General features: G+C 49.7%; 11 protein-coding genes and 2 pseudogenes. 9 read left to right on the forward strand and 4 right to left on the reverse strand.

Features of this window, described 5'->3' with window-relative positions; all coding sequences use genetic code 11:
• The first annotated feature begins 22 nt into the window (after positions 1-22).
• A complete protein-coding gene (locus tag NG665_RS03165; protein WP_289812929.1) occupies positions 23-1696 on the forward strand; it encodes a ribonuclease J in 1674 nt (557 codons plus the stop codon).
• Positions 1697-2287: 591 nt separating this feature from the next.
• On the opposite strand, the gene NG665_RS03170 is transcribed toward NG665_RS03165, so the two are convergent.
• From NG665_RS03170 to NG665_RS08725, 3 genes are all read right to left on the reverse strand, one after another.
• Positions 2288-3160, reverse strand: coding sequence for an ABC transporter ATP-binding protein (locus NG665_RS03170; protein ID WP_252673843.1), 873 nt, complete (start codon positions 3158-3160; stop codon positions 2288-2290).
• A 137-nt stretch (positions 3161-3297) separates the two neighbouring features.
• Positions 3298-3501 carry a hypothetical protein gene (locus tag NG665_RS08720; protein ID WP_353888244.1) on the reverse strand — a complete coding sequence of 68 codons (204 nt, stop codon included), beginning with the start codon at positions 3499-3501 and terminating at the stop codon, positions 3298-3300.
• Entirely contained in the window at positions 3498-3569 is a 72-nt protein-coding gene (locus NG665_RS08725; protein WP_353888251.1) for a hypothetical protein, read from the reverse strand. The genes NG665_RS08720 and NG665_RS08725 overlap by 4 nt, the downstream gene beginning before the upstream one ends.
• Positions 3570-3671: 102 nt before the next feature.
• Here NG665_RS08725 and NG665_RS03180 point away from each other — a divergent pair.
• The 8 genes and pseudogenes from NG665_RS03180 to NG665_RS03205 all read left to right on the forward strand — a co-directional run bounded on the left by NG665_RS03180 (position 3672) and on the right by NG665_RS03205 (position 10784).
• Positions 3672-4921, forward strand: a pseudogene (locus tag NG665_RS03180) (IS30 family transposase).
• 46 nt (positions 4922-4967) lie between these two features.
• Entirely contained in the window at positions 4968-5171 is a 204-nt protein-coding gene (locus NG665_RS03185; RefSeq protein WP_252673844.1) for a hypothetical protein, read from the forward strand.
• A gap of 336 nt (positions 5172-5507) precedes the next feature.
• Positions 5508-5954, forward strand: coding sequence for an integrase core domain-containing protein (locus NG665_RS03190; RefSeq protein ID WP_252674079.1), 447 nt, complete (start codon positions 5508-5510; stop codon positions 5952-5954).
• Between the two features lie 571 nt (positions 5955-6525).
• Positions 6526-8157: an ATP-binding cassette domain-containing protein gene (locus NG665_RS03195; protein ID WP_252673845.1), complete on the forward strand. Its 1632-nt coding sequence runs from the start codon at positions 6526-6528 to the stop codon at positions 8155-8157.
• 421 nt (positions 8158-8578) lie between these two features.
• Positions 8579-8896 (forward strand): IS3 family transposase, encoded by a 318-nt coding sequence (locus NG665_RS03200; RefSeq protein ID WP_252673846.1) that lies wholly within the window; start codon positions 8579-8581, stop codon positions 8894-8896.
• Positions 8897-9035: 139 nt separating this feature from the next.
• Positions 9036-9284 carry a hypothetical protein gene (locus tag NG665_RS08730; RefSeq protein WP_353888252.1) on the forward strand — a complete coding sequence of 83 codons (249 nt, stop codon included), beginning with the start codon at positions 9036-9038 and terminating at the stop codon, positions 9282-9284.
• A 55-nt stretch (positions 9285-9339) separates the two neighbouring features.
• A complete protein-coding gene (locus NG665_RS08735) occupies positions 9340-9453 on the forward strand; it encodes a hypothetical protein (protein ID WP_353888245.1) in 114 nt (37 codons plus the stop codon).
• Between the two features lie 293 nt (positions 9454-9746).
• Entirely contained in the window at positions 9747-10784 is a 1038-nt protein-coding gene (locus NG665_RS03205) for a virulence RhuM family protein (RefSeq protein ID WP_252673847.1), read from the forward strand.
• 118 nt (positions 10785-10902) lie between these two features.
• Here NG665_RS03205 and NG665_RS03210 read toward each other — a convergent pair.
• Positions 10903-12139, reverse strand: a pseudogene (locus NG665_RS03210) (IS3 family transposase).
• Between the last annotated feature and the right edge of the window lie 50 nt (positions 12140-12189).

The raw sequence follows: 12189 nt of genomic DNA on the forward strand, positions 1-12189 counted from the left end.
TCAAACGTGAGATACTAGAAGTGTGAATGAACTATTGCCTCCAAAACTCCAGCCAGATACTGTACGTATTGTTCCGCTTGGCGGAATCGGTGAAATCGGCCGAAACATGACCGTCTTTGAACTCAACGGTCGTATCCTTATTGTTGACTGCGGCGTGCTCTTCCCAGAAGAATCCCAGCCTGGTGTGGATCTGATCCTTCCAGACTTTGACTACATTCGAGACCGGATGGACGACGTCGACGCCATTATTCTCACCCACGGTCACGAAGATCATATCGGCGCTGTTCCATACCTTTTGCGGTTACGAAACGATATTCCGATTATTGGTTCGGAACTGACTATTGCGCTCATCGAGGCCAAACTTGCCGAACATCGCATCAAGTCGTATGTGATGGTTGTCCAAGAGGGCGACGTCGAACAAATCGGTCCATTTGAATGCGAATTTATCGCCGTCAACCACTCCATCCCAGATGCGCTTGCGGTAGCGATTCGTTCGGTAGCTGGAACGATTTTGCACACGGGTGATTTTAAGATGGATCAGTTGCCCCTCGATGGTCGCATCACTGACCTGCGCACGTTCGCTAGGCTCGCTGATGAAGGTATCGACCTATTCATGGTTGATTCCACGAACGCTGAAGTGCCCGGATTCGTGCGGTCCGAAGGCGAAATTGGGCCGGTGCTCGAAAGCGTTTTCGCGCAAGCATCTGGTCAAATCGTGGTGGCATCTTTTGCTTCGCACGTCCACCGCGTCCAACAAGTACTCAACGCAGCCGCGAAATTTAACCGCAAGGTGTGTTTCGTGGGGCGCTCGATGGTGCGCAACATGGGAATTGCTGAAGAACTCGGCTATCTCGATGTCCCTGATAACGTGCTCATTGATTTGAAGAATGCGCACTCGGTTGCACCAGAGCAAATCGTCTACATGTCTACCGGTTCTCAGGGCGAACCGATGGCTGTGCTCTCTCGTATTGCCAGCGGTAGCCACAAGTCGATTTCGGTGGGGCCAAACGATACCGTCATTTTCGCCTCCTCGATGATTCCAGGCAACGAAAACTCTGTTTTCCGGTTGATTAACGGGTTGACGAAACTCGGTGCGCGCGTCGTCCATCAAGGAAACGCGAAAGTCCACGTTTCGGGCCACTCTGCGCAAGGGGAGTTGTTGTATTGCTACAACATCGTCGAACCCGAGTTCGTCATGCCAGTACACGGCGAACCACGTCACCTAGTGGCCAATGGAGCTATAGCGGTCAAGACCGGTGTTCCAGCAGCACACGTTTTACTCACCGAGGATGGCTCGGTTGTTGATATGCATGACGGCAAGTGTGCCATCGTTGGCGAAGTGCCCTGCGGTCACGTCTATGTTGATGGATCGTCGGTCGGTGAAATCACCGAAGCTGAACTCACTGATCGCTTAACGCTCGGCGAGGAAGGCTTCATCGCCGTCTTTGCTGTAGTTGACGGGCAAAAGCGCGCGATTATCGCCGGCCCACATATTCAAGCGCGCGGAATGGCAGAAGACGATTCCGTCTTTGATAATATCTTGCCCAAGGTCACTCAAGCCCTTGAAGAAGCAATCGCTTCCGAAGGTGCAACAACCTACCATATGCAGCAAGCTATGCGTCGGGTTTTGGGCCGCTGGGCGGCCAAGTCGCTTCGCCGTTCGCCGCTGATCATTCCAACGGTGATCGAAGCCTAAGGATAAGCTCGAAAGCTGTTAGGCTAATAGTTTTGAAGGTTGGGAACATTTACCGATGCTCCCAACCTTCTTCGTATGAGTCGTGAGAACAATGTGAACGAGGCAAAGGTTTTCTACTGAGATTAATACGATTATTGGTATTATTTCTTTAGCTTCTGAATGCCCGCTTGATTGATCCATTCCTCGGAAAAGCCGCATCTACAACAGACATATATATCGACTAAAACTGCGGAAAAATAAGTCAAACCTACTACTATATTGTTTCCTACGCTGTAGGTCCTTGCACTTCCGGGGACCTTGACAAGTTCATTACTGGAGCACTTTGGGCATTTATGAGTATTTTTCATGGAAAAGTCACCCCATCATATTTTAATTTATTTTACCATTTGTCATTATTGTAAAAACCGTGGCTGGCCTATAGCTCAAGTAACCAGTACCGTGTGCATTCAGTTTGCATTTTCGGTATGAGACTGGCGATTTCCGCGGGTTTTTGGCTGGAAATGTAAATTGGATGTACAAGAGGCGCCATAGAGGTGGCTGGGTTCTGAAAATCTCAGAACCCGGCCACCAGTGAAGAGGTAATTCAAAGTATCAAGCTGCTGGCAACGCCCACGCTTTACGCGGATCGAAGGAGATTCTCGCCCAATCACCTTCGGCTGCGATTTTGTCGATATCCGGATCGGATTCGATGACAACGATCGTGCCGGATTCGCTTTCCACTACGTATTCAACATGGTCACCGAAGAACACGGTGGATAACACGTGAACCGTGCGGCCAACGATTGCGCGTGGATCACTATCGGCAAGTCCTACGAGGCGGATCGATTCTGGACGAACAAGGACAACTGTTTCTTCGCTATTGGCTACCGTACTATGCGCTGGAACTGTTAATTCTTCCTGCAACACATTCACACGCACTTGATCAGTTTCTCGCTCTAGGACATCACACGGTAAGAAGTTTGCACGTCCAATAAAATCAGCAACGAACACGGTAGCAGGGTGACGGTAAATCTCTTCTGGAGATGCCACTTGCTCGATTCGGCCGTTGTTCATCACTAACACCCGATCAGACAAGGTCATAGCTTCAGACTGATCGTGGGTCATATACAGCGAGGTAATTCCCAGCCGGCGTTGCATCTGCCGTAATTCCATCCGCATGCGCTCACGGAGTTCGGCATCCAGGTTCGATAGCGGTTCATCGAATAACAATACTTTCGGTTGCATGACGATTGCTCGGGCTAACGCTACACGCTGTTGTTGGCCACCAGAAAGTTGAGAAGGAGCGCGGTCTTGCAAAGCAGTCAAACTCATCGATGCTAATACTGCATCCACGGCAGAGTCCATCTCAGCGCGTTTCATTTTCTTGATCTTTAAGCCGTATTCGATATTCTCGCGGACTGTCAGATGTGGGAAGAGCGCATAAGATTGGAACACCATAGTCATTGGCCGTTTCTCTGGTGTCACTGCCACGATGTCCTTGCCATCGAGTTAGATAGGGCCAGAGGATGGTGTTTCAAAGCCAGCAACCATGCGTAGTGTTGTTGTTTTATTCATGAGAGGTTTCTTTCCTAGGTTCGTGCACGTTCAGTATGAATTGACTATTATTTGTGGCTACTGTTAGGTAGCTTTTTCTTTAACTTTGTCCACCCATCGCCAAGAATCAGTTCGATAATTCCGATTACTACAATGACGATCAAGAACAACACCATTGAAAACGCGAATGCGTTTCCGAATCGGCCAGCATCAACTTCTGCCAAAATCTTCTTCGTCATAATCTGAACATCTGGAGTGTCCAAGAAAATCACGGGGAGAGGGTTGTCATCGCACGTGCAAATGCATAAATTAAGCCAGCGGCAAGAGCAGGTTTAATCAATGGCAGTGTGACTTTCCGGAAAGTCTTGAAAGAATCGGCGCCAAGGGATGGGAAGAATTTAGGGATCGTTGTAACGCCTAATCAGAGAAAGGGTGTTTTGGGGTGTTGTGGGAGTATCAAGGTGTTCAGTATCCGACGCGTTCATTGATGTGTGTAGCTAGGCGGGCTCATTATGTGGAGTTACTCAATTCGGGCTTGAATTTCACCCAAGCCGCTAAGGGTGTGGGTGTTTCTAAACGTACGGGTAAGGTCTGGCGAAATGGGCGCACTCGCGCAACTGGGCGTAACGAGAAGCCACGTGTGGATTGGTACCGTGTGAGTAAGGAGATGCCCAAAGAAATATCTTCTCGTTATTTATCCCAAAAAGAGCGTATTGTGATTGCAGACATGCTCACGACTGGTTCCTTGATCGGGGATATCGCGCGCCGGCTAGGACGCGCTCCATAGAGTATTAGCCGAGAGATACGAGCCAATACAAATCCCGATACTGACGTCTATGAACCGCATCGAGCACATCAACTATCACATTGCCGGTTCACACGCCCCAAGACAGCGAAAATACATGCCAACCGCCGTGTTGTTTGCTCTGGACGAGAAATACTTAGCAAAGCATTAGATCCCAGCACAAATCAGTGGCAGACTAAAAATGATGTTCCCTGATGATGATTTGCATGCGTGTGTGTGCTGAGACGATCTATCAAGCGATCTATGTTCATGCTAAAGGTAGTTTAAAACTTGATGTGAAGAAAGCTTTGCGAAGCGGGAGGGCTGTTCGCAAGCCGCGCGCTCACACTCAAGAATGTCGCCCGTGTTTGCGTGAACTAATGGTGATGATTCATGAACAGTTAGAAGATATGGAAACGTGTGTGGTTCTTGGGCATTGGGAAGCAGACCTTATCCCAGGTGCCGGGAACAAAAGCGCTATAGGCACACTCGTAGAATGAACAACTCGTTTCACCATGCTGCTTCACCTACCTGACCGTCACGACGCTGGCAGCGTGCAAGAAGCAATCGTAAAGAAAATGGTTGATCTTCCAAAACTGTTACGTAACTGTTTAACCTGGGATCAAGGCTCGCAAATGGCTCTCCATTCACGTGTATCTACCGAGTTAGACATGGACGCATATTTCTGTGATCCATACTCACCATGGCAGCGCGGAACAAACGAAGACACAAACGGACTACTTCGCCAATACTTCCCAAAAGGAACCGACCTGAGCCAATTCTCCGAGGCCTACCTCGACGGAGTCGCCGAAGAACTTAACGACCGTCCGCGCAAAACACTCAACTGGGATAAACCAAGCGAACAAATCATCGAACTAATCAACAACGACTGTTGCAACCACCACTAGAACCCGCCCCATTGATGCCCTGCCTGTGGGTGGGGGAACTGGATTAATGGTGAAGAAGTTCAGTAAGCACACTCCTGAGCAGATTGTCCGCAAGCTCGACAAGGCTCGGGAGTTGAAGGAATCAGGATCAACCACGGCTCAGATCTTGACCGAGCTGGGCATCAGTGAGGCGATGTTGAACCGGTGGCAAGCTACCTATGGGTCGATGACCAAGAACGAAGCCAAAGAGCTACCAGCGCCTGCGCGATGAAAACACGCGCCTGAAGCGGCTTTTGGGTCAAGCTGAGCTGGAAAAGCAGCATGGAAAGAATTGTCGGAGGGAAACTTCTAAGCCCAGCTCGCCGCCATGATACCGTCTGGCATCTCGTTGGGCTGGGCTATTCCTAAAGACTTGCTTGCCAGATTGTCGGGCTTTCCCTTAGTGCTTATCGGCGTGCCAGAATCTATGATGGCGAGCCTAATAAATACGCGGACCTATGTCAGCGGATGCGTCAATGGTCACGCACTGCGTGATGTGCCTGCGGGTTAGTATCCGGGTGATGTTTGGGCTCTTGATTTCCAGTTCGATTCGACCTGGCACGGCAAGATACTCAAGATCTGCAACATTATCGATGAATACACCCGCGAACACGTCACTTTCGCAGTCGACAAGACACTTAATACGGCGTCAGTGATCGAACTTCTCGACCTTGCCTGCCTCGAGCACGGCCAACGCCCCAGAGTGATCTGCATGGACAACGGACCCGAATTCATCGCTCACACACTACAAGAATGGGCTAGCGAAGAGCAGACCATTCAGGCGTTCACTCCGCCCGGCAAGCCCTGGCATAACGGCTTCGTTGAATCGTTCCATAACCGGATGAGAGACGAACTCTTAGAAGACAACAGTATCGAAAGCCTCAATCACGCCCGCATGCTCGTGGCTCAATGGTCACGACGCTATAGTAACTTCCATCCGCATTCGTCGCTGGGCTACCTCAGCCCACGCCAGTACGCGGAACAATGGAGACGAGAAAACACGGTCAACGCTTAAACCAACCGGACCTAATTCTTATACCAGAGTGAATGGTAAATATCTTATGGAAATAGTAAATTTATTGTATTCTATTTTTGAAGAGGAGGTGAATAGAATGATCTCAAAAGTTAAAGTTCCAACAGTGGTCAAGCATGGATGCGGCGTGAGCCATTGGTCTAAGCAGCTCATGTAGACACGAACGGATGTTTGCCAATCCAATGGCTACTTGATGTCATAGAAGAAATTGATATATCTATTTGTTTGACACTTCCTAGTGACCATAATCGACACTCGTGTAAAATCTATGCTGATGGTTCAGTGACTATTTGTGATGCAATAAAACGGGAACAAGCGCGTTGTAACGTAAAAGAGCTCGTCACAGACCCATCTTTAATAAACGAAGTCTATCGAGAGATCAAACTTCGAGATCCATTAGCTGATCTAAAGTGTTTTTCGTGTATGGAAAAACTTGTCTGTGGCGGAATGAAATGGTGTATGAACAATACTTGCCAAAGTGGCGAAGCTAAATGGATCTCGAGGGAGAATTTACAAATAATGCTGTGTGGCACCGAGGCGGAGCACGAATAGTATGAAAGATTTTATAGAGAAAAATCCCTTGCTGACAGCGCGTTATATTGTCGTATCTGTGCTTTCAGCAATCCTTGAAACAGGGATTGCCTTTATTTTGGCCGCGCTCGCGGCATCGATAACTGGGCATGGAACGTATTCGTCAATGACGGTAGCATTGTTTGCTGTCTTTTACCTGATCCCGCTGGGACTTGTTGATTGGCGTCGGGCGCTACTAGTGAACCGTTTATCGGTTCGATATATGACGCAGATGCGTGCAGAAATCATTCGTACGGGAGTGAATGCATCCCTTCCGGTTGATAGAGGCGTAGTGCGTTCTCCAAGAGCTTTTCAATCTGCGCTTATCAATGATGCGGAGATGATTGCTGAAGATTACGCGAAGTCGTTTTTCTCTGTTGTTCAGCAGGCTATTTTGTTGTGTGCTGGGCTGGTAGGAACGGCGTTGATTAATGTTTATTTCTTACCTATTGTTGTTTTGCTGTCAGTATGTTCGTTGTTTTTGCCTAAGCTGGCAGAACGGCGTTTGCGAACGTCACAAGCACAGTTAGCAGAGTCGAAAGGGCAGCTACTTAATGCAGTATCGGTAGTTAGCGCTGGACTTGAATCGATTCTTTCCGTGCGACGGTCACGCAGAGTGGAAGACTTGTTGATTTCGAAAAATTCTGAACTGGAGGGTGCAACAAATCGCCGTAATGACATCCGGACGTTCGTGTGGACTCTTACCTGGATTTTCGGCTTGCTGATTATTATTGGCGTATGGAGCGCGGGTGCGATTGCAGCTGAATACGGGTGGGCTACTATTGCAGAAATTGTTGCGCTGGCGCAGCTTATGACCCAGGTTGCGGGGCCATTCCAAGAGATTGCGGAACGGTATGCGCAGATTCTTGGTGGGCATGAACAGTTAACTAACGTGAAGACTTTGTTGCGTCCGATATTCGACGCCGATTCAGCCGTCACGCATGTTCCCCAAATATCAGATGATTTTGGCTTGGACGTGTCTGGGCTAAACGTGCGTATCGATGATAAAACGCTACTGCACGACGTGGATTTGTCTATTCCTGCGGGTGCGCGAGTACTGGTCCGAGGTGCGAGCGGATGCGGAAAAAGTACACTACTACGAGCGCTTGCGGGAAGTGTACCGACCACGGGCACAGTCACATACGGTGATCTGGTCTTTGACGAATTCCGAAGCCGGGCAGGTGTTATCGTCTTAGCTACTCAAGAGTCGTTCATTATTCCGGGGACTCTGGCCGAGAATCTTGATCCTCATGCTGACAAGCCTGATCGAGAATCGATCGTGTCAGCGTTTATTCCAGTACTTGGGCCGCTTGCGCATCATGCTCGTCATTTCCCAGATACTCCTGCTGAAAAACTATCTGGCGGAGAAAAGAAACGTGTTCATCTGCTCCGCACACTTCTTGCAGAACCACCGGTGTTGCTGGCTGATGAGATTACTACGGGGCTGGATGCGACTTCTGCTGTGGATGTGCTTCGTTTTGTTAATTCGTCGCATGCTCAGATCGTGTTAAGCATTGTGCATGATCTGCCAGATACCTCGCATAACCTTGGTTTTACGCATGAGCTGACAATCCATGACGGCCGAGTAACTCAGTTCGTTCCAGTGACTGTATAAAACAAGATTGGTGCGTTTGGTATGAACCCTGTTTGTGAAGTGGTCCAGGTTTTCTTCCGTTTGAGTAGGTGGGAAAATCAGTACTATGTCTAAGAAATTTGATCAAGTTGCCTAGGATCGTGTGGTTCGTCTTGTGGAGGACCGTATTCTTGGCTAGAGGGCCTGTCGTTACAGGCTGCTTGTCAGGTGGTCGCACCCAAGCTGGGTGTCTCGTGGCATACTGCTAGGCAGTAGGTCCAACACGCACGACGCTCAGGCGTGGTCCATCGGGCTGAGGGAGACCTGATCTCGGAAAACGCCCGGTTACGACGCAAAGTTCAGGAGCTGCGTGATACGAATGAGTTTAGATAAGCCGCGTCGGCTTTTTCGCGTCAGAACTCGACCCGTGGGCGTTGAGAAATGATCAGTTTTATTGACGAAAATGAAGAATCGTTTCGCCTGTTGTGTTTCACTTGTCAAGACGTTGAACAAACTGCGTGAGGGAGGGTTCATTTCCTCGCGCGGGTATCGCGAGGCGAAGAACTCTCAGCCCTCAGCCCGCGAACTTCGTGATCAGCAGCTCGTTGCGCTCATTGGCCAGATTCACGCATCGAATTATTCGGTGTATGGGGTGAGGAAAATATGGCACGCCCTTAAACGTCGTGGTATTGAGGTTGGCGGTGAGCAAACACTCAAGGCTTATGCGTCGAGCTGGCGTGAGTGGCAAAAACAAAGGACGAAGGCCAGTAACAACAGTTAAAGCTCCCCACCTTCGATCTGCGTCCAGACCTTGTCCAACGCCAGTTCCGTGCTGATCGTCTGAAGTAAGTTATGGGTTGGCTGACATTACCTATGTTCGCACCAGGAACACGTTTGTTAATGCTGCGTTCGTGACCGACGTGTTTTCCCGCAAAATCGTTGGTTGGGCACTATCAGAAACTATGACTACCCAGGCGCTGCCACTGCAGGCCCTTAATCAGGCAAGTAGCTTTCAGCAAAGGCTACTTCAGGATTGGTACATCATAGTGATCACGGTTCCCAAATATGTGTCAATTGCGTATAACGAAACTCTTTCCGCGTATGGGATTAACGCTTCGACGGGCACGTTAGGAGATTCATACGATAACGCGTTAGCTTCAAAATGTTAATGGTTCAGACAAAAATGAGTTGATCCATTTAAGGAAATGGTCCAACGTTCTCGAAGTGGAAAACGCAACCCTTGCATGGGTTAATTGGTGGAACACAAGCCGGCTACACGCCAACCTTGGATACCGAACGCCACAAGAAGTCGAAGATCAATACGTAGACAGAAAATAGTCAGTCACCGATAATAGAAAACAAGGTAAAAGCCTAAGAAGAAAACCCGTACCACTTCAATACAGAGCCATACGTGCGCGCACATATCAAGTGCTAAAACCATGGATAAACCGTCATTTGGGGTGGCTTGAGGGTGAGCTTGCGCTACGGCAAAGAGTGTGGGTGTGGCAGTGTTGGTCTGCTTGAGTCGGGGTGGGGTGCTGTAAAGTTCTAGAGGTGACTGTTAGGTTGCGGTGATGTGTACGCGCCGCGCGTAGCGGCGGGATTCATGTGTGCCGCTGCGAGGAGGTGTGATGAGCGAGAATCGTGACGTTGAAAGTGCCGATGCCAGGCAGATGTTGATCTACCAGAATCCGGATAGTTCCACCGATATTGAGGTGCGTCTTGAAGGTGAGACGGTGTGGTTGACCCAAGCGCAGATGGCCGAGCTGTTCCAATCTTCTCGAACAAACATTGTTGAACACATCCGCAATATCTATGACGAGGCAGAGCTAGACGAGCAGGCAACCTGTCGGAATTTCCGACAGGTTCGAATCGAAGGTACCCGTGAGGTCACCCGCTCGATTCCGCACTACAACCTCGACATGATTATTTCGTTGGGATATCGGGTGAAGTCGAAGACTGCGACCCAGTTCCGCAGGTGGGCTACCGAACGGCTCAAAGAGTATCTAGTTAAGGGTTTTACGCTTGATGATCAGCGGTTGAAGAACCTTGGTGGGGGTTCATATTGGCGTGAACTACTGGAGCGTATCCGTGATATCCGCTCATCTGAGAAGGTGATGTATCGGCAGGTGTTGGACTTGTATGCCACGAGTGTGGATTATGATCCGCGAAGTGCTGAGTCGGTCGCGTTTTTCAAGATGGTGCAAAACAAGCTCCACTACGCCACCCACGGCCACACCGCCGCCGAGGTGATCTACGAGCGTGCTGACACTACCCAGCCGTTCATGGGGCTGACCACGTTCAAGGGTGACTTGCCAGTGCTGGCTGAGGTGAAGATTGCGAAGAACTACCTCACTGAAGATGAACTACAGATTTTGAACCGGTTAGTGTCTGGTTATTTTGATTTCGCTGAAGTCCAGGCAATGAGCCACAACCCTATGCACATGGCCGACTACGTCGAACACCTCGACAAGATTCTAGCGGCAACCGGCAAACCCGTACTTTCGGGTGCAGGGAAGGTTAGCCACCAGCAAGCGGTGGATAAAGCGATCAGCGAGTATCGCAAGTTCCAAACCCAAACCTTAACTACGGTCGAAGAAGATTACCTCAAAGCGATTAAAAGCATCGAGACTGAAGCAAAAGAAGCAGACAAGCAGGTGAACCCGTGATCACGAAGAAGAAAGTTGAAGCGCTGCTGGAGATCTTGGGGTTCGCCAAGGTTGAAGATAACTCGAAGGTCTACTCGAAGTATTATGCGGACACTTTGAAGTGCCCCGGGTTTTGTTCCTAGGCACGTGCCTTGATTTCTATTATTTCATGGCCGGTGTTGCCGTTCCAAAACTCCTGTTCAACCTCAGCCGGTGTACGGTAGCCCAAGCTCTGGTGAAGTCGTGACTCGTTCCACCACGAAACCCATTCAAACGTCGCGATTTCTACGTCAACCACGTCCGCCCATGACCGCCTATGAATCAGCTCATTCTTGTAAGAACCGTTGACGTTCTCAGCCAAAGCATTGTCATAGGAATCGCCAACCGTCCCTGTCGAGGCAGTAATCCCATGCTCGGCAAGACGCTCATTGTAAACAATGGACACATACTGCGAGCCGTGGTCTGAATGGTGAATCAGCCCAGTTGTTTTCTTCGCACATACGATCGCCTGATTGAGCGCCTGCAACGGCAACGCTTCAGTTCGCATTGAACCGACTAGCGCCCACCCGACAATCCGTCGGGAGAACACATCGGTCACAAAAGCGGTGTAGACAAACCCCTTACGGGTACGGACATAGGTAATGTCACCCCACCCACAACCGATTCGGCCTCGGAGCTCGAAATTCACGTTTCACCAAGTCCGGGCGAGTATCTAGCCCCCGAGGTTTGCGAGTTGTCACAGGCAAGCGGCCCTTACCTTTACCACTAACTCCAGCAAGGCGCATCAAACGAGCGGTTTGCTCACGACCAATATCGATCCCCTCATGGCGCAACGCGTGCCACATCTTACGAATCCCGTAGACATTGTAGTTACTTTCATGAACCTCAACGATATGCACTATCGGCAGCAGCATCACGCAGGCTACGAGCACTCACACCACGGGATTTTGATTGACGATAGCCACGAGAAGTGATGAAACCACCAACACGGTGAGTGTTTAACGTCTTGCAGATGAACTCGACAGAGAAACGATTTCGATACTCATCAATGAACCGAATCATTTCCGACGTTTCGGGTCGAGTTCCGACGCGAAAAAAGCCGACGCTGCTTTCAACAACTCATTAGTATCGCGAAGCTCCTGATTTTCACGGCGTAGCCGCGCATTTTCGACTTCCAAGTCCTCCGGCAAGCGTTCAAGAACGCGTCCTTCACGACGAGCTACCTGAGTCCATTGCCGAGCAGTGTGCCAAGAAACACCTAGTTTCGGTGCCACAATCTTGCACGCTTCTTGCAAGGAAACATTCTCCGCCACAATACGGTCTTCTACCAAGCGGACGACGCGATCCTTCGCATCCTGATCAAATTTCTTTGGCATAGTCCAGATTATCCCATCTACTCAAACGGAACAAAACCTGGGGCACTTCA

This window comes from Arcanobacterium pinnipediorum, assembly GCF_023973165.1.
GTDB lineage: Bacteria > Actinomycetota > Actinomycetes > Actinomycetales > Actinomycetaceae > Arcanobacterium > Arcanobacterium pinnipediorum.